The organism is Glutamicibacter sp. AOP5-A2-18 (assembly GCF_052446055.1).
In the GTDB taxonomy this organism is placed as follows: domain Bacteria; phylum Actinomycetota; class Actinomycetes; order Actinomycetales; family Micrococcaceae; genus Glutamicibacter.
In genome coordinates, this window is the sequence record NZ_JBQSVW010000001.1 from 267,233 (window position 1) to 289,876 (window position 22,644).

Consider the following 22,644-nt stretch of genomic DNA (forward strand, 5'->3'; position numbering starts at 1 on the left):
ATGGCTCCTTCAGGATCTTGTGAACGGTCGTTGAAGATAAATTCTAGTGGCCTACAGGCCGAAGCGGTCCAGTTCGCTCAGCTCGGCGCGAACAGCGCTGCGGGCCAGCTCGGCAGACGGCGCATCAAGCGCCAGCTTGGCCAGGCGCTGGGCCTTGGCGAAGTCCACGGTGCGCAGTACTGCGGAGACCGGAGCCAGCGCGCGCTTGTTCATCGACAAGGTGGTGACACCCAAGCCCACCAGGACCACGGCCAGCGCAGGGTCGGCTGCGGCCTCGCCGCAAACGCCTACTGGCTTGCCATCGGCGCTCTGGGCGCCTGCGGTAGTGGCAGCGACCATGTGCAACACGGCTGGCTGCCATGGGTCGTTGAGCTCGGCCAAGGTGCCCAGCTGGCGATCCGCAGCCATAGTGTACTGGGTCAGGTCATTGGTGCCAATGGAGACGAAGTCGCAGCGCTGCAGGATCTGGCCCGCCAGCACTGCAGCTGAGGGGACCTCAATCATGGTGCCGGCGATGGCCAAGCCAGCTGCCTTAGCCATGGTGGCGAAGTCTTGCGCTTCAGCTGGAGTGGAGATCATCGGAGCCATCACCCAAACATCAGCCTCATGCTCGCTGGCAGCTTGGGCAATAGCCTTAAGCTGACGGTCGAGCACACCTGGGCTGGTCAAGTCGGTGCGGTAGCCGCGCACACCCAGTGCCGGGTTTGGCTCGCTGGAATCGGTCAAGAATGGCAATGGCTTATCCGCGCCTGCATCCAGGGTGCGAACAACAACCTTTTTGCCTGGGAAGGCGGCAAAAACGGCGCCGTAAGCAGCAACCTGCTCCTCATGGGTTGGTTCTTTTTCCTTGCCCAGGAAGCAGAACTCGGTGCGCAGCAGGCCCACGCCTTCGGCGCCGGCTTCGGCTGCCAGCTGGGCGTCCTCGCCGCTGCCCACGTTGGAGAGCAGCGGAACGCGGTAGCCATCGGCCAGCTCGCCGGTGCCCGAGAAGTCCGGCAGGACCTCGCGGTTGGCGTAGGTGGAGGCCAGGTGCTCTTCGGCTTCGGTGGGGTCGGTGATGACCTGTCCGTCGATGCCGTCGACAAAGACGTAGTCACCGTCGGCCAGCTCGGTGGTTTCCGGAGCGGCAACAATGGCTGGCAGCCCCAGCGAGCGGGCGATGATCGCGGTGTGCGACTGCGGTCCGCCATCGGAGGTGACCAAAGCCAGCACCTTAGCTGGATCCAAGGTTGCAGTGTCAGCGGGCGCCAAATCCACCGCAGCAAGGATAAATGGCTCATTGGAGTCCGGGATACCTGGGGCAGGCACCCCGCGCAGTTCGGCAACAATGCGGGCGCGAACATCCAGCACGTCGCCAGCGCGTTCGGCCATATAGCCGCCCAGCGCGGTCAGCTGGGTGGCTACCGCGTCGGCAGCTTCCCAGATGGCCGACTCGGCGCACGTGCCACCGGCAACCAGCTTGGTCGCCGACTTGATCAGCGAGCGGTCGCTAGCCATCAACGCGGTGGCCTTCAGCACGGCCTGAGCATCTCCGGTAGCCAGTGCTGCGCGCTCCTTGAGCCCGGTAGCCACGGCCTTGGAGGCATCGGCCAGACGCTGAGTTTCTTCTTCAGCGCTGACACCCTGTGGCAGTGGTGCACCGTCGGCCGGTGCGAGGATTGGTTCAGGCATGCGACGTACGCGTCCAATAACACGTCCGGCGCTGACGCCTACTCCAGTGTATTTCTTGCTCATGCTGCGACCTTTGCCGGCTCAGCGGCTCCAACTGGAGCCTTGCGTACGTACTTCTTCAAAACTATAACCAGTACTGCTGAGATTACCGCACCGATCAAGGTAGCCAACAGGAATAGTGGCCAGGTGTTATTCATAGCGAAGAAGACGAAGATACCACCGTGTGGTGCCTGGCTGATGACGTTGAAGCTCATGATCAGCGAACCGGTTACACCAGCACCAACCATGGAGGCTGGGATGACGCGCAACGGGTCGGTGGCAGCAAAAGGAATGGCACCTTCAGAGATGAAGGCTGCACCTAGCAACCAGGCAGCTTTACCGTTTTCGCGTTCGCCTTCGCTGAACAGCTTCGGCTGGACGGTCGTGGCCAAAGCCAGGGCCAGAGGTGGAACCATGCCGGCAGCCATCACGGCGGCCATGATCATCATTGGTGCAGGGTTATCTGCCAGTGAAGCGGTACCCAGACCAGCAACTGCGAAGGAGTAGGCCACCTTGTTCACCGGTCCCCCGAGGTCGATGGCCATCATCAGACCAAGAATCAGACCAAGCACTGCGGCAGCGGTACCGGACATGCCCGAGAGCCAGCTATTCAAGGCTTCGGTCAGCTTAGCGATAGGGCCACCAAGGAACAGGAACATCAGACCCGAGGCAATAATCGAACCCAACAGTGGGGTGATCACTACTGGCATCAAACCGCGCATCCAGCGTGGCACGTTCCAGGAGCCGATCCAGCGGCAGGCCAGACCTGCGATCAAACCACCGACGATACCGCCGATGAAGCCTGCGCCCATGAAGCCTGCCACCGCACCGGCGGTGAAGCCTGGGGCGATACCCGGACGGTCAGCGTAGGCGTACGCAATGTAGCCGGCTAGCGCGGGGACCAGGAAGCCCATGGAGAGGCTACCGATCTTGAACGCCACTGCACCGATGTAGGACATGAAGTCAGCATCAGGCAGGTTGAACAGGGTGTTCTCGGTCAGGTACTTGTCTGCAACGCCGGTGATGTCGTAACCGCCGAACAGGAAGCCCAAGGCGATCAGCAAACCGCCACCGGCGACAAAAGGAATCATGTAGGAGACACCGGTCAGCAGCGCACGCTTCAGGCCAGCGCCGAAGGACTCATTGTCCTTGTTCTCTTCGGTGCTGGTGGCAGCACCGGCAGGAACACGGCGGGCCGATGGATCCTCGGAAGCAGCAATGGCGTCGTTGATCAGCTTTTCTGGCTCATCAATACCGCGCTTGACTGGAACCTGGATCACTGGCTTGCCAGCGAAGCGTGAACGGTCACGCACGTCAACGTCCACCGCAAAGATTACCGCGTCAGCGGCGGCAATGACGGCTGGATCTAGTGGGGTGGAACCCGAGGAACCCTGGGTTTCTACGGCGAAGTCCACGCCCATTTCCTCGGCGGTCTGTGCCAAGGAATCGGCGGCCATGTAGGTGTGCGCAATACCGGTAGGACAAGCGGTCACAGCAACGATGGACTTCTTCTTTGGTGCATCACTAGCTACGGCAGCCGCTGGTGCAGCCGGCGCAGCAGCAGCTGGAGCTGGGGCATCTGAGGTCACAGCGCGAACCAGTTCCACAATTTCAGCTGGGCTGGTTGCTTCACGCAAGGAGGCGGTGAAGGACTTCTTCACCAGTGCGCGAGCGAGCTTGGACAGCAACTTCAGGTGCGCCTGGTCGGCGCCATCTGGGGCAGCAATGAAGAACACCAGGTCAGCTTCGCCGTCCTTGGCACCGAAGTTGACCTTCGGGTTCAGCCGGGCCATGGCCAAGGTTGGCTCGGTCACCGCGGCGGAGCGGCAGTGCGGAATAGCGATGCCGCCGGGTACACCGGTAGCGGTTTTGGCTTCGCGAGCCTTACCGTCGGCAGCCAGCGAGGCTGCGTCGGTGGCGCGGCCCTGGTTGGCAACCAGCAACGCCAGCTGATCGATGACTTCCGTGGTGCTACTGCCGAGGTCGGCATCGAGCAACACGAGCTCTTCTGTGATTAGTTCACTCATGACTCGGTTCCTTGGGTTGAAAAAAGTTCGTTGACACTGACCGCGTCAACGGTGAGATCTGCTTGGGTGGGGATGCTGGACCCGGGCAACTGTGTGGCAGCAGCCCCGTAGGCCACTGCGTTTTTCAGTCGATCCGGGGCGCTGGCCCCGGCAACATCTGCCAATAGGTAGCCGGCCAGCGAGGAATCGCCGGCTCCGACGGTACTGCGTGGGGTGATCGGGGTATGCGATCCGTACCATACTCCCTGCTTGGTCACCAGCAGTGCACCCTTGGAGCCTAGGGTGGCCAAAACTGCGCCGATCCCCTTCTCCAGTAGTTTGGTGGCGCACTCGGTAGCTAGTTGCGTGGAGCCTTCCAGCGCTTCTTCATCGCAGTCGCCCACTAATTCAGCCAGCTCTTCAGCGTTGGGCTTGATTAGATCCGGGATGTGCTGCTCAGAGTGCGCAAAAAGTTCGATCAGCGGAGCACCGGAGGTATCCACTGCGATCTTCGGGCACTTTTCACCCAGTGAGGCGCGAAGCTGTGCGGTGAGCTGTGCGTAGAAGTCGGCGGGGACTCCCGGCGGCAGCGAACCGGCCAAGACCAGCCACTGTGCACCGGCTGCGGCGTCGGCCACCAACTGGCTGAGTGCCTCAAGTTGTGCGGCGTCCAGTGTCGGGCCCGGCTCGTTGATCTTGGTGGTGGTGCCATCAGGATCGGTCAGGGTGATATTGGTGCGCAGTGGTTCGTCGATAGACAAGCTACGGTGCGCCAGCTGATCAAGAGCCAGTGCGGTGATCAATGGATCGGTGCTCGCCCCGGGCAACACGGCCAGGGTCTGAACTCCGGCTGCGGCAATGGCGCGCGAAACGTTAACACCTTTACCAGCGGCTTGCACGTGGCTTGCCTTGGCGCGCTGCACGGACCCGTGGGACAGTGGCTCACCAAGTTCAATGGTCTTATCCAGTGCCGGGTTGACGGTCAGGGTCACAATCATGCGATCACCACTTCTACGTCAGCAGCGTCCAAGGTGGCGGCGAGTTCATCGCCGGGCTGCTGGTCAGTGACCAGAGTGTCGATGGAATCCAGGCCGGCAAAGCAGACCAGGGTTTCCTGATCAAACTTGGAGCTGTCGGCCAAGAGAACCACGCGGCGGGCACTGGCTACCAAGGCACGCTTGACGGCTGCTTCCAGTGGATCTGGGGTGCTCAGCCCGAAGCTGGCGTGCAGACCGTTGGTGCCAACAAAGGCGATGTCTGCGCGGTGACGGGAGTATTCTTCGACGGTCTGTGCTCCGGAGGTGGCACCGGTGAGTCCACGTACGCGGCCACCGATCAGTTCCAGGATGACACTTGGGCTCTGGACCAGTACCGAGGCGATGGGCAAAGCGTGGGTGATGACCACCAGTCCGGCGCTTGCGTTGGTGCGCAGCATGCGTTCGGCGAGGAATTCGGTGGTCGTTCCGGCATCAATGATGACCGAGGCATCCGAGACTGGCAGCAGGCTCAAGGCGCGCTGCGCAATCCGGGATTTGGCGTCTGCGTGAATTGCGGTGCGCACTAGGTGGCTTTCTTCGCGAGTGCTGGCTTCAGTGATGGTCACTGCTCCGCCGTGGACACGGCGTAAGAAGTTCTCTGATTCCAGTTGGGCCAGGTCGCGGCGCACCGTTTCCCGGGTGATTTCAAAGCGTTCGGCGAGCTGAGCGACGGAGACTTTTCCGTCCTTCTCAAGCTGCTCGACGATCAGCCGGTGTCGTTCTTCGGCGAACATTTATTGCCTCCGCAATTCTTCATGACATGCACCACATGAATCTGTGTTTCCATGACTTTATGCCCGAATGAGTGGGAACGTCAAGTGAACTGTGAGGGAAAATTAACCATTCGGACATCTGAAAGTGGTTATAGTTGGCATTTTGCCGAGTGGGGAGCCAGTTGCCCGAAAAAATCGGTCTTAAAACTTTGATCTGCACGGGTCTTGGTGGGCACGTTTACCTCGTGAGTTCTAGAACCTAGGACCAGAAAAATCTGGGTATGCTGAACCGCAATAGACAGCTAACGCCGCTGGCGGGCAACCAAAAGGTTGCCCGCCAGCGGCGTTAGCTGATCAGGACTGTTTACGCGAGAACCTGACGCTTCGAAGAAATTACACCGGTATTAAAGCCGGCCAAGCGCAGTCCGCCATGGAAACGCGCGTGCTCAATCTTCACGCAGCGATCCATTACTACGTTCATGCCGGCCGCTTCGGCCCGGCGGGCCACGTCTTCATGCCATGAACCTAACTGGAGCCACAGGGTCTTTGCGCCAACGGCCAATGCCTCATCTAAAACTGACGGCATGTCATCGTGCTTGCGGAAGACCTCCACCAGATCTGGAGTCTCTGGCAGATCTGCCAGCGACTTGTAGACCGGCTGGCCCAGGATCTCATCGAGTACCGGGTTGATGAAGTACACCTTGTACTTAGACGAAGAAAGTAAATAGGTCGCCACGAAGTAGCTGGCCCGTGAAGGCTTATTGGATGCGCCAACAATGGCAATGGTCTTGGTATCGCGCAGGATGGTCAGGCGCTGCGCAGCTCCCGGACCTTCCCAGGTGCGTTCGGTGGTGCTCATTAGTTAGCTCCCTTCGGTGCTGCGTTGATGGTGCAAGCCGCACCATCATAGGTCGGTTCTGCAAAATCATCGGCGGAAGAAGCGACTGCTTCTTGCGAAGCGGTTAATGCCTGATCCAGATCCCAGAGGATGTCTTCAACATCTTCTAGGCCCACTGATAAACGGATCAGATCTTCAGGAACGCCGGCAGCATTCAATTGCTCTGGGCTCAACTGCTGGTGCGTGGTGGAGGCAGGGTGCAGCACCAAGGTGCGGGCATCGCCGATATTGGCAAGGTGGCTTGCCAGCTGCAAGGCCTCGATGAACTTGGTGCCGGCTTTGCGTCCGCCTTTCACGCCGAAGCTGAACACTGAACCCACTCCCATGGGCAACAGTTCCTTGGCGTGAGCAAACTGCGGGTGGGATTCCAGACCGGCGTAGTTCACGTAGGTAACGCGGGGATCTGCTTCGAGCCAAGCAGCAACCTGCTTGGCGTTGGCCAAGTGGTTGTCCATGCGCTGTGGCAAAGTTTCTAGGCCCTGCAAAAGCTGGAAAGCTGACTGGGCCGGCAGTGCCGGGCCGAAGTCGCGCAGCTGCTCGCTGCGCAGTTTGGTCAGGAACCCGTATTCACCGAAGTTGGCCCACCAGGAAACATTGCCGTAGCTGGCCACCGGTTCGGTCATGGCAGGGAACTTGCCGTTGCCCCAGTCGAACTTTCCGGACTCAATAACAACGCCACCCAGGGTGGTGCCGTGGCCGCCAATGAACTTGGTTGCCGAATGGATGACAATATCGGCACCGTGCTCAAGGGGACGCAGGATGTATGGGGGAGTAAGCGTGGAATCAACTACCAGTGGGATTTGGTGGCGGTGTGCCACTTCGGCCAAGCCCTTCACATCGGCAATGTCACCGGATGGGTTGGCTATCACCTCGGTATATACGGCCTTGGTGTTCTCCTGGATCGCGGCGTCAAAGTCGGCTGGATCATTGGAATCAATGAAGGTGGTGTTAATGCCAAATCGACGCAAGGAAACATCCAGCTGGGTGATGGTGCCACCGTAGAGCTTGGAGGAAGCGACAATGTGGTCGCCAGCTTGGGCGAGAGCTGCGAAGGTGACAAATTCGGCAGCCATGCCAGAACCGGTAGCTACTGCGCCGATGCCACCTTCCAAGGAGGCCATGCGTTCTTCAAAGGCCGCGACGGTTGGGTTGCCAATACGTGAGTAGGTAGTGCCGTACTTCTGCAGCGCAAAAAGGTTCGCTGCATCGTCGGTGTCTTTAAAGACAAATGAAGTGCTTTGGTAAATGGGTACTGCGCGGGCGCCGTGCTCGGCGTCGGGGGTGCCACCGGCGTGCAATGCGCGGGTGCGGAATCCAAATTTATGATCTGCCATGATGGCTTACGACTCCTTGTCGATTGGGTTTTCGCGTTTCACCGCTCAGCGGTGGTGCGATCGAGGCAGGAATCCCGGAATCAATGTCGCTTCTTGTTGTGATTAAACAAGAAAAGCGGCTGCATCGTTTCTGGCGGTAGCACCGTAACCACCGGATGTGGCAGGTTGCTGCGGCTTCATCGAACCAGATCTCTCAGCCGCTCGGGATGGTGTAATAATCTTCGCAACATGACCGATCGTGACCTAACTATGAGTCGTAACGTTGCGTATTAGACGTAATATCGGAGATTCTTCGATATCTATGCACCCCGGTACGCTTGAGTCATGGATACTGCGTTGGCGTTGATCAGACACGGACTGACAGATTGGAATCTGGCGGGACGCCTCCAAGGCCGTACCGACATTCCGCTGAACGACATCGGACGCGAACAAGCCCGCGAAGTTGGACGTGAACTTCAAGGCGCCGGATGGTCACTTTTCCTTGCCTCCCCGTTGGGGCGTGCGCAGGAAACTGCTGCCCTCATTGCCCAGGAAGCGGGAGCGGAAGTAGGCCCACCTGTACCTGAACTAATTGAACGTAGCTTCGGGCCTTTAGAAGGCCGGATTTTGGCTGAGGTCAGCGACGAAGAATCGGCAGCTGCTCAGCCTGAGCTGGAACCAATTGAGCAGATCCTACGCCGTGCCATTCCAGCTTTGCTTCACTTAACGGTCAAGTACGCCGGACAGAAGATTGCGGTGGTTAGCCACGGAGCGACAATGCGCGTGATTCGTGATGCGCTGACCGGGACCAAGGCACCTTACGGAGTAGAAAACGGTGAACTGATCCACATTGATCTGGACCGGCTCCAGGCCTTGGCCCGCGAACTTGATCTGGTCACTCTCTAAAGTTGAAAAGTTTTTCCTTTTACCTGCTCACACTTTTGCCGCACACAACGTTTACATGGTGAAAGCCCTAAAAGGTGCCAATTCTCAGGAGAGCCATGCAAGTGCCGTTTGAGCGGATAGTCCAAGATTATGGACTGAACGTATTACGTGTTTGCCGTGCCTTGTTGGACGAACACCGTGCCCAGGACGCATGGTCTGAGACATTTTTATCTGCACTGAGTGCCTATCCAAAACTTCCTGAAGAAGCCAACGTTCTAGCGTGGCTGGTGCGTATCGCAAGAAATAAGGCTATTGACGAGCTGCGCAAGAACAAGCCAGAAATTCTTGATGACCTTCAATCCTGGGAACAGGTTGATGAGGGACAGCAACCCGAAGCGCAGCTAGAGAATCTAGTGCTGTGGCAAGAAGTCGGACGGTTGCCGCACAAGCAACGCTTGGTTGTCGCCTACAGGTACTTGGGAGGACTGGACTATGCGCAAATCGCAGACATTCTTTCTGGAACGGAAGCGGCAGCGCGTCGGGCAGGTGCTGATGGGATCAAAAATCTTCGACGAATGCTCGAGGATGACACACTGTGGCAGGAGCAGTCATGACTGATGCAACATCTACTTCCCAAGCGACCAACGAAGAAGCTGCGCTTTTGGGACAGCTCGGCGGACAACTGATGATTAAGGCCCGTGCTAAAGACTTGATTGATGTGTCCTACCGCGTGGTTGATTCTCCGGTGGGTTCACTGCTTTTGGCCAGCACCCCGGCGGGACTGGTTCGGGTGGCTTTTGAATCTGAAGATCACGATAAAATACTGTCTTTGCTCGCTACGAAACTTAGTCCACGAATCCTCAAAGATGCCTCGCGTTTAGATGCGGTGGCCCGGCAGCTTGATGAATACTTTGCTGGTGCCCGGCACAGTTTTGATGTGCCTTTGGACTTGAAGCTCTCAACAACTTTCCGCCGCCAAGTGCAGGAAGAACTGGCTGCGATTGATTACGGACAAACCTGGAGCTATTCGCAGATGGCTGAGCGGATTGGTAATCCCAAGGCCGTTCGTGCGGTGGGTTCGGCCTGCGCGACCAACCCGATCCCCATCGTTTTACCCTGCCACCGAGTGCTGCGCACCGACGGTTCGCTGGGCGGCTATCTGGGTGGATTGGATGCAAAGACGCAGCTGCTGAAGCTAGAGAATCCTGCGTTTGGAAGTTCAGCGCAGCGATTGTTCTAGGTTCAGAAACCTGCCTACTGATTTTCTCGAATGCCACTGAGCGATTCACGCAGTTCTGCGACGGTTTGTTCAGGAAGTTCAAGAAGCGGAACCATTGCCGCTGCCTGAAGTAAGAGATGCTCCCAACCGTCGGTATATTCAAGGCCTTGTGCGATCGCGGCCTTGATGGTTCCGGTGGTGTGCTCAGCGTAAACAAAATCGTAAACGTAACTCCCCGGGGAGAGGGTTGTGGTTCCCCACGCGGCGCCGTCCTCTGGGTACTTCCCGATGGGTGTGGCATTGATGATCAGTGAAGCTTTGGTAGCAACCTGCGAAGCCGCAGACCAGTCGACGACGGTTCCGGAAATTCCCATGCGGGTTGCAAGATCTAATAGCTGCTGAGCCACTTCGATGTCTTGATCGGTGATGGTTACCTCGGTGATGTGCTCCTTGAGGGCAATCAGGGCTGCGCGTGCCGCGCCGCCTGCACCGAGGAGTAGTACGTGTTGATGGGTTTTGGTGGCTAGCTTTTCTTCCACCGCGCTGATGTCGGTGTTGTAGGCATCAAGCTGACCGTTGTTGCGGATCAGTAGGTTCGCAGCCCCGCTGAGGGCGACCTGTTCAGTGCATGTATCGGCGGCGCTGGCAGCCCATTGTTTATGGGGCATGGTCACATTGGCTGCTATGACCGTGGGATCCAAAAGACCATCACGCGTAGGCTGCATTTCACTTCCAGTAGGAACATCCCACGGTTGATAGTTCCAACCGTTTCCCAAGGCTTCGAACACTGGGTTCCAAAGATTTGGAGACATCGTGGTCGAGGCGTGAGAACCAATGATAAAAAGTTGCGTGGTCTTCTCTGGGCGGTTCATAGTTTCCTTTCGGCGTAAACGAGTGCAGCGGTCAATTGATTGCTTCATATGCCTTGTGACACGCCTCACCTTGCTGTACTCTATTCATTGTCGAATATCGCACGATAGTGCGCATACCGCACAAAAGGTTTAGTGCATGAGCGAAACATCCCCGCCGTCGTGGAAGGACAACCCATGAGTAAGACCATCACCAATACGGGAGTCAGCATTGACTCCGAACAAGAACGCAAGTTGAAACGGGCTAAAAAGGCTGCGCTCGCTGGTTTTCTTGGCGGCGCATTGGAGTACTACGACTTCTTTATCTATGCGACGGCTGCATCTTTGGTCTTTTCAAAGATTTTCTTCCCTACTGGAGATGCGACCATTGCGATGCTTGCTTCCTTCGCGACTTTTGGTGTCGCCTATATTGCCCGCCCCTTTGGTGCGGTGTTCTTCGGGCACCTTGGCGACAAGCTTGGACGTAAAGCCACTTTGGTGATGACTCTGGTGCTGATGGGCTCAGCCACCTTCCTTATTGGTGTCCTGCCCGATTTCCGTACGGCGGGATACTGGGCCCCAGCACTGTTGGTGGTCTTGCGACTGATGCAGGGTCTATCGGCCGGCGCTGAAACCGCAGGTGCTTCTGCACTATCTACGGAAGAGGCTCCGGAAGGGCGAAGAGGATTCTTCGCAAGCTTTGCCATGAGCGGGATTTCTTTTGGCATCGTCCTAGCTTCGCTGGCGTTCCTGCCGGTGGCAGCAATGGACGAGTCGGCACGCTTGGCGTGGGGTTGGCGTATCCCGTTCTGGCTTTCGCTTCTGGTCTTGCTGGCTGCTTACCTAGTTCGCCGTTCCTTGGATGAGCCAGAAATCTTTGAAGAAAAGCAGGAAAGCGACGGACTGGTCAAGCTTCCGTTTACCAATATGATCTCCACTCACCCTGCTCAGTTCTTCCAAGTCGCCTTGATGTCCTTCCAGGTGGTCACCAGTACCTTCATGCAGTCATTCGGTCTGGCCTATGCGGTCTCCGTGGGAGTCTCGGCATCCACAATGTTGTGGGTGAGTATCGCTGGAAATATCATCGCTATCGCCAGCCAGCCATTCTTTGCTCGACTCTCGGATTCCTTTGGGCGAAAGAAGGTCTTTGTTTCAGGTGTAGTGGGATCCGGGGTCATGATCTTTGTGTACTTCATGACGATTTCCACGGGAAATCTGGCGATGATCTTTGTTTCTAGCATGATGATTACCGCTGGTACCTACGCTGCTTCAAACTCGGTGTACCCGGCCTGGTTCTCGGAGCTGTTCAATGTCAAGGTGCGCTATTCAGGAATGGCTATCGGATTGCAGGTCGGCATCCTTTGCGCAGGCTTTACCCCGATGCTCGCCACTGCATTGGTTGGCGGGGTCTCCGCGAACTGGGGTCCCGCAGCGTGGATCGTTGCCGGTTCATCTGTTCTGGCAGTCATCGGTGCGCTGTGGGCGCGCGAAACTAATAAGACCGAACTGCGGGAGCTAGGAAACCCTGTTCCGTAAGCGCGCTGTTTCAGGTCTACCTGTTTAAACGACGGTGGCCGCCACCTTCCGAATCAATCGGAAGGTGGCGGCCACCGTTGTGCGCCGTGGGCTGCTTACTTGCGCAGCTCGAAGCGGTCTGCATCCATGAGCTTGGCCCATGCTGCGGCGAAGTCCTTGACGAACTTCTCCTTGGCGTCGTCCGAAGCGTAAACCTCGGCCAGTGCGCGCAGCTCGGAGTTCGAGCCGAAGACTAGGTCTACGCGGCTGCCGACCCAGCGGCCGTCAGTGGTTGCGTAGGTTTTCTCTTCTGCATCTGGGGTCCACTCAAGGCCCAGTTCCAGCAGGTTAGCGAAGAAGTCGTTGGTCAGTGCACCTGGGGTCTCGGTGAACACGCCGGTGTTCGAGCCATCCCAGTTGTTGCCCAGTACGCGCAGGCCACCAAGCAGTACAGCGGTTTCCGGTGCGGTCAGACCCAGCAGGTTAGCGCGATCCAACAGCAGGTACTCGGAAGGCAGGTTCAAGAAGCCTGAGTCGTAGTTACGGAAACCGTCAGCTACTGGCTCCAGCCATGCGAACTGCTCAACGTCGGTCTGCTCTTGGGTTGCGTCAACACGGCCCGGGGTGAATGGAACCTCGATCTGCTGACCGCCAGCTGCAGCGCCCAACTCAACACCTACGTTGCCGGCAAGAACCACAACGTCAGCGAACGAAGCCTTGACCAACGAAGTGGCGTTGAAGCTCTCAACGATTTCTTCCAGCTTTGCGATGACGATCTTAAGCTGCTCTGGCTGGTTTACGCTCCAGGAAACCTGTGGTTCCAGACGGATGCGGCCACCGTTGGCGCCGCCACGCTTGTCCGAGGAGCGGAAAGTTGCCGCTGCCTTCCATGCGGTGGAAACCAGCTGCTGAACGCTCAGACCGGAGTTCTTGATCAGTTCCTTCAGCGAAGAGATCTCTGCAGCGCCTAGGGTGGTTACTGGTGCAGCTGGCAGTGGATCCTGCCAGAGCAGGTCTTCTGCTGGAACCTCTGGACCGAAGTAGCGGGATTTCGGGCCCATGTCGCGGTGGGTCAGCTTGAACCAAGCACGGGCAAAGGCGTCAGCGAACTTTTCCTGGTTGTCCTTGAACTCGCGGGAGATCAATTCGTAAGCAGGATCTACGCGCAGTGCCAGGTCGCTGGTGAGCATGCGTGGTTCTCGGCGAGCTGCAGCGTTGTGAGCCATAGGAACCAAGTCGGCACCGCCACCATCCTTTGGACGCCACTGCTGTGCGCCGGCCTCAGAGTGGAACAGTTCCCACTCGTAAGCGAAGAGGATGTGGAAGAACTCGTTATCCCAACGGGTTGGGTGGTAGGTCCAGGTAACTTCCAGACCGGAACCGATGGTGTCATCGCCACTGCCGGTACCGAAGTCAGACTTCCAGCCCAAGCCCTGCATTTCCAATGGGGAAGCTTCTGGGTCGCCACTCTTGTGCGACTCTGCGCTGGCACCGTGGGTCTTACCGAAGGTGTGGCCACCGGCAATCAGGGCGACAGTCTCTTCATCATCCATGCCCATGCGGCGGAAGGTTTCGCGAATATCAGCTGCGGAGGCCAGTGGGTCAGCAACACCGTCTGGACCCTCAGGGTTGACGTAGATCAGACCCATCTGGACTGCAGCCAGTGGAGCCTCAAGGTTGCGGGCGCCGGTGTAGCGTTCGCTATCCAGCCATACCTTTTCTGGACCCCAGTAAACGTCGTCGTCTGATTCCCAAACGTCCTTGCGGCCGCCGGCGAAGCCGAAGGTCTTGAAGCCCATATCTTCCAGAGCCACGTTACCGGCAAGGATCATCAGGTCGGCCCAGGAGATCGACTGGCCGTACTTCTTCTTTACTGGCCACAGCAGACGGCGAGCCTTATCCAGGTTCACGTTATCTGGCCAGGAGTTCAGTGGAGCGAAGCGCTGCTGGCCTGCGGAGCCGCCGCCACGACCGTCGTGTGAACGGTAGGTGCCGGCGGAGTGCCAAGCCATGCGGATTAAGAATGGACCGTAGTGACCGAAGTCAGCTGGCCACCAGTCGTAAGACTTGGTCATTAGCTCAGCTAGGTCAGCCTTGACCGCTGCCAGATCCAAAGCTTCAAAAGCCTTGATGTAATCGAAGTCTGCATCCAGAGGGTTAGTAGCCTCCTGATTTTTTGCAAGGATCTTTAGATTTAGCTTATTTGGCCACCACTCGGTGTTGGCGTTGCCCTGGGTCGGGTGTACTCGACCAGTGTTGCCTACAACCGGGCACTGACCTGCTGTTGTCTCAGACATATGCTTTTCCTTCCGGATTTCTTGGGTTTAGGGATCGATGCTCATCGCGCGAGAAGTAACGCTCGATGACAAAGCGTAAGGGCCTTGCGGTTACTCGTTGATCAGCTCAGCCTGGCATTCGGGGCAGGTGCCCCAGTAGATGACTTCGGCTTCGTCAATTTTGAAGCCGTGATCATCCGAGGCGTGTAGACATGGCGCTCCGCCGACGGCGCAGTCGACGTCTGCGAGTTTTCCGCACCGGCGACAAACCACATGATGGTGGTTATCGCCAACGCGGGTTTCGTAGCGCGCAATATGTCCTTGTGGCTGAATCTGACGGATAACACCCAAGCTAGTGAAGAGTTTGAGTGAATCGTAGACCGCTTGGTGTGACACTGCGGGGTGCTCGCGGTGGACCGCCGAAATAATTGTTTCGGTGTCACCATGAGGGTTTGCTGCAACTGCTGCGAGGACAGCAACGCGCGGTTGCGTCACTCGCATGGATGCCGCTTTGAGCACTTGCTCAACCCCGTCCTGTGATGTCATATCTTCAGCATGCCTGCTTATTTTGAACGAGTCAAGATAAGTCGCAATGTATTTCAGGTTACGTCACAAAGACCTGCTGGTTAATCGCCACTTCACTGGCTGGTTAGTGAATATTCCGAATGGAGAATATGTTCTGCTGGATCTGAATCAGGGCCCATCGTGTGCAGATGAGGCAATTCTTGCTCCACACAATTGCAAATTGCTCCAGAATCTCAGGGCTAGAATTCGGGTCCTGGAAGTCAGAAATAGGTGTGGCTCTCACGGGGAATTGCGCTCACGAGAGGGAGCTCACAGGTTTGCAATCCCTTAGGCATACTGCGCGAAAAACGGGCCATCTTGGGTCAAGAACCGCGAAAAATCAGCACTCTGGTTTGACCAATGGGTGTCGTTCGACCATGCTTAAAAAGGACTATTTACGATTTATTGTGAGAATCCGAGAAGAAATAGCGTCGGGTCACCGGAGAAATTGCCCGGTCATTCCCACAGGGTCGCTGTACCAATCAGCGCCCGCTGACGCTAGATTTGGAATCAGTAAATCTACACCGATAAGCAATTCGCAATCAAGCACACTGCACGGCAACCACTTCCCGCGGGAACGGTTGTTTGTCGGGCTCCGGCCGGATTTCATCCGCAGAGCCTCACCAGTGAAGGAAGAACGCAATGGAGCAGACGGATCAATCTTTTGAAGACCTCGTCGGCGAGCTGCATTCGGCTCGACAACGACGACCAAAGAAATATTCGGTTTCAGGAACCGACTATTGGGTATTTGGTATCGCCGGCGCCTTAGCGCTGGCATTTATTGTGTGGGGTTTTGTGACCCCTGAGGGCCTAGGCAAAGCCTCAGATGTAGCCCTTGACTGGGTCATCACCAACACCGGTTGGCTGTTTGTTATTGCAGCCTCGGTCTTTGCACTCTTTGTCATTGTGGTCGCCGCGAAAAACTTCGGGCGCATCCCACTAGGCAAGGACGACGAAAAACCACACTTCAGCACAGTTTCATGGATCTCCATGATGTTTGCTACGGGTATGGGTATCGGCCTGGTCTTTTACGGCGTAGGAGAACCACTGTTCTTCTACATGTCGCCTCCACCAGGAACTGTTGAAGGTTCCACGGACGCAGCATTAAGCACCGCCATGGGTACCACGCTGTTCCACTGGACGCTGTTCCCTTGGGCAATGTACGCCATCGTTGGTTTGGGTATGGCCTACGGTAGTTTCCGTTTGGGACGCCCACAGCTATTCTCAGCGATGTTCACCTCGATCTTCGGTGAGCGCATCATCCACGGCTGGGGCGGACGAACCATTAACATCTTGGCTATTATCGCCACCCTGTTCGGTTCGGCCTGTTCCCTGGGCCTGGGCGCACTGCAGATCGGCGGCGGTATCCAGTCCGCTGGAATCATGGAGAAGGTTGGCTCCGGTGTACTGGTGGTCATCATCGCTATCCTTACCGCACTGTTTGTTGCCTCGGCCGTTTCCGGCATTGAGCGTGGCATTCAGTGGCTGTCGAACATCAACATGGTTCTGGCAGTGATCTTGGCACTGATCGTATTCATCGGTGGACCAACCCTATTCATCCTGAACGTTATTCCTAACGCAGTAGGTGCCTTCATTGGTGACCTGCCGCAGATGGCATCACGCACGGCTGCCTCGGGTGACAGCACCATGTCTAGCTGGCTGTCCTCCTGGACCGTCTTCTACTGGGCTTGGTGGATCTCATGGAGCCCATTCGTAGGCTTGTTCATCGCGCGCATCTCGCGCGGTCGCACCATCCGTCAGTTTGTCACCGGCGTTCTTCTGGTTCCATCAGCCGTAACGCTGATCTGGTTCTCGATCTTCGGCGGCGGCGCCATTGGTTTGCAGGAACGTGCAGAGCGTGCAGGTAACACCGGCGACATGCTGACCAAGATGGCGGACGGAGCTCCGGACATCAACTTCGACCTGGTCCTCTTCGACCTGCTCGATAAGCTTCCGGTCTCCGGTTGGGTCGCAACGATCCTCATGATCGTCACGGTCTTGCTGATTGCCATCTTCTTTGTCACCGGCGCTGACTCGGCATCCATCGTGATGGGTGCACTGAGCGAACGTGGTGCAGAGGAACCAAGCAAGAAGGCAGTGATCTTCTGGGGTGTGGCTACCGGTGCTGTGGCAGCAGTGATGTTGCTAGCCGGTGGTGATCATCCGGCCGAGGCACTGAATGGTCTGAAGAACATCACCATCGTTTCGGCACTACCGTTTGTGATCGTGATGCTGCTACTGTGCGTTGCACTGTGGAAGGACCTGAGCCGAGATCCGCTGATCTTGCGCGGCAAGGTGGCACGTACCGTGCTGGAGCAATCGGTGACCCAGGGCGTGGACCGGCATGAAGGTAGCCAGTTCAGCTTGATGACCACCGAAATTCCTATCGTTCAGCCGGCACAACAGCCTGGTGAATCAACCGGGGAAGCAACACAGGTATTTGTTACTGAAGCTGATGAGAAACCATTGGATCAGTCCAAGGACTCGTAGCTAGAAGCTCGTAGCTAAACAGTAAACAAGCCTCGTCTGGCAATTGCCAGACGAGGCTTGTTTACGTTAACGCACTTTGTGTTCTGAAGCAGGACTACCTGCCAAACTAGTTGCGTGCCCGGCAGATCGCATTGATTTCAGGGATGCACGGTTCATTTTGCAGGCTGGTGGTATCACCCAAAGCGGTGCCTTCAAAGAGCTGGGTGAGCAAGCGGCGCATGATTTTTCCAGAACGAGTCTTGGGAACGTCTGGAACCAGCACCACATCGCGTGGCTTAGCAATCGGCCCAATTTGCGTGGTTACCGTGGAGCGCAGCTGACTAATAAATTCTGCCTGTCGGGCAGCGAGCTGCTCATCAGGGTGTTCTGCAATCAGGGACTTATCCAGTGGCACCACAAAAGCGGTAGCGGCATGACCGGTCTTTGCATCCGGGGTCGGGCAAACGCCAGCTTCCACCACGCCTGGGTTGGTAACCAACGCTGATTCAATTTCAATGGTGGATAGTCGGTGACCAGAAATGTTGATCACGTCATCAGTGCGGCCAAGAATGAAAATATCTCCATCGTCATCAAAGCGAGCACCGTCCCCAGCCAAGAACCATCCTTGCTGAACGTACTGCTCCCAATAGCTGGTGTAATAACGTTCCGGGTCGCCCCAGACCGTACGTGCCATTGATGGGCCGGTTTGGGTGATGACAATATTGCCTTGGGTATTCGGCTCAACGCTGTTCCCCTGAGCATCCACGATATCTACGCTGACTCCGGGCAGGGCGCGAGCGGCGCACCCTGGCTTGAAGTAGTCATCGGTGGGCAACGGGGAGAGGATGGTAGCTCCGGATTCGGACTGCCACCAGGTATCAACCATGGGCAGACCCGCAGTGGTGTCGCGGCCGAGCTGTTCGCGGAACCACTTCCACGCTTCGGGGTTAACAGCCTCGCCCACGGTGCCGCCAATGTTGATGGTGGACAGATCGTATTTGGCTGGAATACCTTCTGGGAACCAACCCATCAGCGAGCGAACCAAGGTTGGTGCGGTGTAGTAACTGGTGACCTTGTAGCGTTCAATCACTTCAAAGTGTCGTCCCGGGTGCGGCGCATTGGGCACACCCTCGTAGATCACCTGGGTGACGCCGTTAGACAGCGGACCGTAGATCTCGTAGGTGTGCGCGGTAACCCACGCCAAGTCAGCAGTGCACCAGTGCACGTCGTTGTCTCGCTGGGACGCATCAGGGTTGGCGAAGAGCAAGTTGTAGCTCGCGGTTGCCTGGGTCAGGTAACCGCCGGTGGTATGAACCAAACCCTTGGGTTGGCCAGTGGTGCCGGAGGTGTACATGATGAACAGCGGCGTTTCTGAATCAAAGAACTGTGCCTGATGTTCGGTGGACTGGGTCTCTACGGCCTCGTGCCACCACACGTCACGGCCTTCGGTCCAAGGGATCTCATCGCCGGTGCGGCGAATGACCAAGACCTTCTCGATATTGTTCTCACCGGAGACCGCCTGATCGGCATTGGCCTTAACCGCAACTGTGGTGCCACGTCGGTACTGGCCATCGGTGGTGACCAGTACTTTGGCCTTGGTGTCTTCTACTCGGAACTTCAGCGCTTCGGCCGAGAAGCCACCGAAGACCAATGAATGAATGGCTCCGATGCGCGCGCAGGCCAGGGTGATGACGATAGTTTCAATCAACACCGGCAGGTAGATAACGACACGGTCGCCCTTGACTACACCCAGAGCTTCCAAAGCATTGGCTGCTTGGCTGATGCGCTCTTGCAGGTTTTTGTAGGTGACGGTCTGTCGGTCACCGGGTTCGCCTTCAAAGTACAGCGCGACTTTGTCTCCGCGGCCAGCAGCGACGTGGCGGTCAGCGCAGTTGACCGCAGCGTTGAGTTGGCCACCTAAGTACCACGAGATTTCTGGACCACGCTTGGCAGCTGCGTCGGCTGGGACGATTTGGCTAGTGGTGTGCCAGTTGGTATCCCAATCGAGGAGGTTTGCCGCTTCGTCCCAGAATGCTTGGCGTGCTTCCTCTGAGGCCAGCGTTGAGGTGGATGCCGATTCGATGGTCATGACAGAAAATTTCCTTGATGTGTTTTTTGGTTGGCGAAGTTGAATTGGGACAGCGGGAACTCTTAGGTCCAACGTTTAATGGCCCAGCGTTCTGCTATCGAGAGCAGGGCGTCGGTAATTTTTCCGAAGATGGCCAACAAGATGATGGTCATGATCAGTCGGTCCAGTCGGCCGTTGTTCTGCGAATCAGTCAGCAGGAAGCCCAGACCCATCGAAGCGCCGAGTAATTCAGCGGCAACAAGGAAGAGCCAAGACTGCGCTAGGGCTAGGCGCAGCCCGGAGAAAATCGAAGGCACCACCGCAGGAAGCTGCACCGTACGCAGCAACTTGATTCCGTTCAGCCCGAAAGATCGGGCGGCTTCTACCAGCTGGGCATCCACATGACGAAGAGCCAAGGCCACGGTGGTGAAGACGGGGAAGAATGCACCAATGATCACTAGGGTGACTTTGGAGTCTTCACCCATTTTCATCCACAGCACCAGCAGCGGGACCCATGCTAAGGATGGCACCGCACGCAACGCACTAATGCTCAAACGCAACAGAGCATCAGCCAATTTGGACAGGCCGACCAGTGCGCCAAGCAGTAGACCGAGCAAGGAACCAAAGAAGAATCCAAGCAATACACGTTGCGTGGAAATGCCAATGTGTTTGCCAAGATCTCCGTCACGCAATAGCTCAACTGCTGCAGTGACTACAGAAGTGGGGGTGGGCAAAGTCCAAGGAGCGACGATTCCAGTGGACGTCACGACCTGCCAGATCACCAGAACAATAACCGGCAAGATCAGGGATAACAACCAGTGTGGAGCGCGCAAGATGGTGGCAGAGACTCCGGATTTAGCCTTCTTCGGATTTCTCGTGGAGACGGTGGTGCTCATTGCTGACTACTCTCCGGAAATTTTGGTTGGGTCAGCTTTGGTAGCAAATTGGTCATCAACCAAAGTTGCTAGGGCCTCGTCTACGGATTCCTGCTTGGAGACATCGCCGCTGGCGACCAAGGTGGGCGCGATAGTCTTCAAGACTTTGGTGTACTCGGTTCCGGGAACGGCCGATACGTCCAAGTTGGAACGTTCTTCGATGACAGTGGCGGCAACCTTAGGATCTAGACCGGCAACATCAGCCAAGATCTTGGCGGTCTCTTCTGGATGCTTGCCCGACCATTCGCGTGCTTTCTCGTAGGAGTCAACGACCAGCTGGGCTAGTTCGGGGCTCTGCTTGATGAAGTCTTCGCGAGCATTAAGTGCACCGTAGGTGTTGAAATCTAGGTTGCGATACAGCAGCTTCGCACCGTCTTGTTCGGCTGCGGCCATGATGGGATCTAGTCCGCTCCAAGCGTCAACCGAACCGTTGACCAACGCGGTACGACCGTCCGCGTGTTGCAGATTCTGTACGGTGATGTCCTTTTCGCTCAGACCTGCCTGCTCTAGTGCTTGAAGCAGGAAGAAGTAAGGATCGGTGCCTTTAGTGGCGGCCACAGTTTTGCCCTTGAGGTCTTTCACCGATTTGATCTTGGAGTCCTTAGCAACCACCAGAGCGGCCCATTCTGGCTGCGAATACAGGTCGATAGTCTTGATCGGTGAACCGTTGGACCGGGCTAACAAAGCGGCGGATCCTGCGGTGGAGCCAACATTCACTGCGTCAGCACGTAATGCTTCATTGGCCTTGTTAGAGCCAGCGGACTGAACCCATTCCACCTTGACGCCTTGATCCTTAGCGGCGTCGTCGAGCCAACCTTTTTCTTTGATGACCAGGCTCAGCGGGTTGTAGGTGGCGAAGTCAATGGACAGGGTCTTATCTGATCCTGAGGCCGTAGCGTTTTCTCCGGCGCAACCGGTCAGGGCAGTAGCCCCGATCAACAGTGCTGCGGTGGCAAGTGCGGTACGTCGAGTGAAGCGGTGCGAAAGCATAATAATCCTCTAAATTGTGCGTGCGGGTAAGCGACAGCTATGTCGCTGATGGAGTAGATCAGGGGGAATCGGTGTTAAACGTCAATGGTTAGTCGGGTCCACACCAAGAAGTCGAAGCAATCCTGCGCGGTGAGCGATGAACTGATCTTCGTTGTGTTTGCGAGGATGAGAAGCGCTCATTGAGAGTTCTTTAATGACGGTGGCCGCGGTATCTTGACCCTCACGTCCCAGGACGATGACTCGGTCAGCCAAGGTCAACGCCTCGTCCACGTCGTGGGTGACCATAAGAATTGTGGTGGGGAAGGAAGCATGGATGGAGAGCAATAGATCTTGCATTTTCAGCCGCGTCAAAGCGTCCAGTGCGCCGAAGGGTTCATCAAGTAGCAGCACTCCAGGGCGCCGTGCCAAGGCACGAGCCAGCGAGACGCGCTGAGCCATACCACCTGAAATTTCGCGCGGGCGAAGATCTGTCGCGTGGCTGAGCCCGGTCAGCTCGATTAATTCATCAATCAGTTCAGCACCGTCGGCCTTGCTGGTACCTGGCGCGAGGCCCAAAGCGATATTTTCTCGGACCGATCGCCACGGTAGTAGTCGTGGTTCCTGAAATGCGACCGCACATAGTTCGTTGATGCCATCTACGTTGCGTTTTCCGGTACGGATGGATCCGGTGGATGGTTGGTCCAACCCGGAGACCGCGCGAAGCAGTGTGGACTTGCCGCAGCCGCTAGCTCCAAGGATCGCAACAACTTGGCCCGCGGGGATCTGCAAGTTGATATCGCTGAGGACCGCGCGGCTTTCACTTTTGGTGGTGAAGGTGCGCGAAACATTGCTGAATTCCACGTCTAAAGCGGTCGAGGTGTGCGCTTGAGGCAGTGCAAGGCTAAGAGCCATGATCATCTCCATCGGTCCTGGCGGTAGCACCGGCCTATGGAGTGTGTCATCCATAGGTGGTTGCTGCGGCGTCACTGAGCCAGATCTCTCGGCCGCTCGGGATGGTTACGTGTCCATTACAGGCTTTCGAACGATTTGAAAGCAAATCTTGCGTAACATGAAAAATCTTCGATAACTACGTCACATGCGCGGGTTATTTCGTTATTTATTTCATTAGAAGGCTGTTTAATCGATAGTTGGGGATTCTTGGCAAGTCATCTTCGATATGACGCGTCATTGACTGTGCAACGCAACTGTCAAGCCACCT

General features: G+C 56.8%; 18 protein-coding genes and 2 riboswitches. Of the genes, 5 read left to right on the forward strand and 13 right to left on the reverse strand.

The features are described 5' to 3' along the window. Positions 1-51 precede the first annotated feature (51 nt). The 6 genes from ptsP to ACT3RW_RS01325 form a co-directional block, all read right to left on the reverse strand. Positions 52-1,734 carry a phosphoenolpyruvate--protein phosphotransferase gene (ptsP, locus tag ACT3RW_RS01300; protein ID WP_444612554.1) on the reverse strand — a complete coding sequence of 561 codons (1,683 nt, stop codon included), beginning with the start codon at positions 1,732-1,734 and terminating at the stop codon, positions 52-54. Then, positions 1,731-3,737 (reverse strand): PTS fructose transporter subunit IIABC, encoded by a 2,007-nt coding sequence (locus ACT3RW_RS01305; protein ID WP_444612555.1) that lies wholly within the window; start codon positions 3,735-3,737, stop codon positions 1,731-1,733. The genes ptsP and ACT3RW_RS01305 overlap by 4 nt, the downstream gene beginning before the upstream one ends. Further along, complete coding sequence (locus ACT3RW_RS01310) at positions 3,734-4,714, reverse strand: 1-phosphofructokinase family hexose kinase (RefSeq protein ID WP_131090588.1); 981 nt, start codon at positions 4,712-4,714, stop codon at positions 3,734-3,736. The genes ACT3RW_RS01305 and ACT3RW_RS01310 overlap by 4 nt, the downstream gene beginning before the upstream one ends. Beyond that, positions 4,711-5,487, reverse strand: a complete 777-nt coding sequence (locus tag ACT3RW_RS01315) for a DeoR/GlpR family DNA-binding transcription regulator (protein ID WP_444612556.1) — start codon at positions 5,485-5,487, stop codon at positions 4,711-4,713. The genes ACT3RW_RS01310 and ACT3RW_RS01315 overlap by 4 nt, the downstream gene beginning before the upstream one ends. 343 nt (positions 5,488-5,830) lie before the next feature. Then, positions 5,831-6,325: a CoA-binding protein gene (locus ACT3RW_RS01320; protein WP_444612557.1), complete on the reverse strand. Its 495-nt coding sequence runs from the start codon at positions 6,323-6,325 to the stop codon at positions 5,831-5,833. Further along, entirely contained in the window at positions 6,325-7,698 is a 1,374-nt protein-coding gene (locus ACT3RW_RS01325) for an O-acetylhomoserine aminocarboxypropyltransferase/cysteine synthase family protein (protein WP_131090585.1), read from the reverse strand. Before ACT3RW_RS01325 ends, ACT3RW_RS01320 begins: the two co-directional genes overlap by 1 nt. 118 nt (positions 7,699-7,816) lie before the next feature. Next, positions 7,817-7,911: riboswitch (SAM riboswitch) on the reverse strand. A gap of 123 nt (positions 7,912-8,034) precedes the next feature. On the opposite strand from ACT3RW_RS01325, the gene ACT3RW_RS01330 reads away from it, so the two are divergent. The 3 genes from ACT3RW_RS01330 to ACT3RW_RS01340 all read left to right on the forward strand — a co-directional run bounded on the left by ACT3RW_RS01330 (position 8,035) and on the right by ACT3RW_RS01340 (position 9,802). Then, positions 8,035-8,583 (forward strand): histidine phosphatase family protein, encoded by a 549-nt coding sequence (locus ACT3RW_RS01330; protein ID WP_444612558.1) that lies wholly within the window; start codon positions 8,035-8,037, stop codon positions 8,581-8,583. A gap of 95 nt (positions 8,584-8,678) precedes the next feature. Further along, positions 8,679-9,176, forward strand: a complete 498-nt coding sequence (locus ACT3RW_RS01335; RefSeq protein ID WP_444612559.1) for an RNA polymerase sigma factor — start codon at positions 8,679-8,681, stop codon at positions 9,174-9,176. Continuing rightward, complete coding sequence (locus tag ACT3RW_RS01340; protein ID WP_131090582.1) at positions 9,173-9,802, forward strand: methylated-DNA--[protein]-cysteine S-methyltransferase; 630 nt, start codon at positions 9,173-9,175, stop codon at positions 9,800-9,802. The genes ACT3RW_RS01335 and ACT3RW_RS01340 overlap by 4 nt, the downstream gene beginning before the upstream one ends. A 14-nt stretch (positions 9,803-9,816) precedes the next feature. Here the strand turns inward: ACT3RW_RS01340 and ACT3RW_RS01345 are convergent, their stop codons facing one another. Beyond that, positions 9,817-10,653 carry a shikimate dehydrogenase family protein gene (locus ACT3RW_RS01345; RefSeq protein ID WP_444612560.1) on the reverse strand — a complete coding sequence of 279 codons (837 nt, stop codon included), beginning with the start codon at positions 10,651-10,653 and terminating at the stop codon, positions 9,817-9,819. 174 nt (positions 10,654-10,827) lie between these two features. On the opposite strand from ACT3RW_RS01345, the gene ACT3RW_RS01350 reads away from it, so the two are divergent. Next, positions 10,828-12,165: an MFS transporter gene (locus ACT3RW_RS01350; RefSeq protein WP_444612561.1), complete on the forward strand. Its 1,338-nt coding sequence runs from the start codon at positions 10,828-10,830 to the stop codon at positions 12,163-12,165. A 95-nt stretch (positions 12,166-12,260) separates the two neighbouring features. Here the strand turns inward: ACT3RW_RS01350 and katG are convergent, their stop codons facing one another. After that, on the reverse strand, positions 12,261-14,441 hold the full coding sequence (katG, locus tag ACT3RW_RS01355; protein ID WP_444612562.1) for a catalase/peroxidase HPI: 2,181 nt from the start codon (positions 14,439-14,441) through the stop codon (positions 12,261-12,263). Positions 14,442-14,531: 90 nt separating this feature from the next. Then, positions 14,532-14,966, reverse strand: a complete 435-nt coding sequence (locus tag ACT3RW_RS01360) for a Fur family transcriptional regulator (protein WP_444612563.1) — start codon at positions 14,964-14,966, stop codon at positions 14,532-14,534. Positions 14,967-15,626: 660 nt separating this feature from the next. On the opposite strand from ACT3RW_RS01360, the gene ACT3RW_RS01365 reads away from it, so the two are divergent. Beyond that, on the forward strand, positions 15,627-17,474 hold the full coding sequence (locus tag ACT3RW_RS01365; protein WP_262198639.1) for a BCCT family transporter: 1,848 nt from the start codon (positions 15,627-15,629) through the stop codon (positions 17,472-17,474). Between the two features lie 106 nt (positions 17,475-17,580). Here the strand turns inward: ACT3RW_RS01365 and acs are convergent, their stop codons facing one another. The 4 genes from acs to ACT3RW_RS01385 all read right to left on the reverse strand — a co-directional run bounded on the left by acs (position 17,581) and on the right by ACT3RW_RS01385 (position 22,337). Continuing rightward, on the reverse strand, positions 17,581-19,542 hold the full coding sequence (acs, locus tag ACT3RW_RS01370) for an acetate--CoA ligase (RefSeq protein ID WP_444612564.1): 1,962 nt from the start codon (positions 19,540-19,542) through the stop codon (positions 17,581-17,583). 62 nt (positions 19,543-19,604) lie between these two features. Next, entirely contained in the window at positions 19,605-20,417 is an 813-nt protein-coding gene (locus ACT3RW_RS01375; protein ID WP_444612565.1) for an ABC transporter permease, read from the reverse strand. A gap of 6 nt (positions 20,418-20,423) precedes the next feature. Beyond that, positions 20,424-21,446: an aliphatic sulfonate ABC transporter substrate-binding protein gene (locus tag ACT3RW_RS01380; RefSeq protein ID WP_444612566.1), complete on the reverse strand. Its 1,023-nt coding sequence runs from the start codon at positions 21,444-21,446 to the stop codon at positions 20,424-20,426. Between the two features lie 81 nt (positions 21,447-21,527). Continuing rightward, positions 21,528-22,337 carry an ABC transporter ATP-binding protein gene (locus ACT3RW_RS01385; protein WP_131090574.1) on the reverse strand — a complete coding sequence of 270 codons (810 nt, stop codon included), beginning with the start codon at positions 22,335-22,337 and terminating at the stop codon, positions 21,528-21,530. Positions 22,338-22,342: 5 nt separating this feature from the next. Next, a riboswitch (SAM riboswitch) is annotated at positions 22,343-22,445 on the reverse strand. Positions 22,446-22,644 lie beyond the last annotated feature (199 nt).

Bases quoted from the DNA above. Each gene is read 5' to 3' on its own strand.
- ptsP (WP_444612554.1), bottom strand. From the start codon at position 1,734: ATGAGCAAGAAATACACTGGAGTAGGCGTCAGCGCCGGACGTGTTATT.
- ACT3RW_RS01305 (WP_444612555.1), bottom strand. From the start codon at position 3,737: ATGAGTGAACTAATCACAGAAGAGCTCGTGTTGCTCGATGCCGACCTC.
- ACT3RW_RS01310 (WP_131090588.1), bottom strand. From the start codon at position 4,714: ATGATTGTGACCCTGACCGTCAACCCGGCACTGGATAAGACCATTGAA.
- ACT3RW_RS01315 (WP_444612556.1), bottom strand. From the start codon at position 5,487: ATGTTCGCCGAAGAACGACACCGGCTGATCGTCGAGCAGCTTGAGAAG.
- ACT3RW_RS01320 (WP_444612557.1), bottom strand. From the start codon at position 6,325: ATGAGCACCACCGAACGCACCTGGGAAGGTCCGGGAGCTGCGCAGCGC.
- ACT3RW_RS01325 (WP_131090585.1), bottom strand. From the start codon at position 7,698: ATGGCAGATCATAAATTTGGATTCCGCACCCGCGCATTGCACGCCGGT.
- ACT3RW_RS01335 (WP_444612559.1), top strand. From the start codon at position 8,679: ATGCAAGTGCCGTTTGAGCGGATAGTCCAAGATTATGGACTGAACGTA.
- ACT3RW_RS01340 (WP_131090582.1), top strand. From the start codon at position 9,173: ATGACTGATGCAACATCTACTTCCCAAGCGACCAACGAAGAAGCTGCG.
- ACT3RW_RS01345 (WP_444612560.1), bottom strand. From the start codon at position 10,653: ATGAACCGCCCAGAGAAGACCACGCAACTTTTTATCATTGGTTCTCAC.
- ACT3RW_RS01350 (WP_444612561.1), top strand. From the start codon at position 10,828: ATGAGTAAGACCATCACCAATACGGGAGTCAGCATTGACTCCGAACAA.
- katG (WP_444612562.1), bottom strand. From the start codon at position 14,441: ATGTCTGAGACAACAGCAGGTCAGTGCCCGGTTGTAGGCAACACTGGT.
- ACT3RW_RS01360 (WP_444612563.1), bottom strand. From the start codon at position 14,966: ATGACATCACAGGACGGGGTTGAGCAAGTGCTCAAAGCGGCATCCATG.
- ACT3RW_RS01365 (WP_262198639.1), top strand. From the start codon at position 15,627: ATGGAGCAGACGGATCAATCTTTTGAAGACCTCGTCGGCGAGCTGCAT.
- acs (WP_444612564.1), bottom strand. From the start codon at position 19,542: ATGACCATCGAATCGGCATCCACCTCAACGCTGGCCTCAGAGGAAGCA.
- ACT3RW_RS01375 (WP_444612565.1), bottom strand. From the start codon at position 20,417: ATGAGCACCACCGTCTCCACGAGAAATCCGAAGAAGGCTAAATCCGGA.
- ACT3RW_RS01380 (WP_444612566.1), bottom strand. From the start codon at position 21,446: ATGCTTTCGCACCGCTTCACTCGACGTACCGCACTTGCCACCGCAGCA.
- ACT3RW_RS01385 (WP_131090574.1), bottom strand. From the start codon at position 22,337: ATGGCTCTTAGCCTTGCACTGCCTCAAGCGCACACCTCGACCGCTTTA.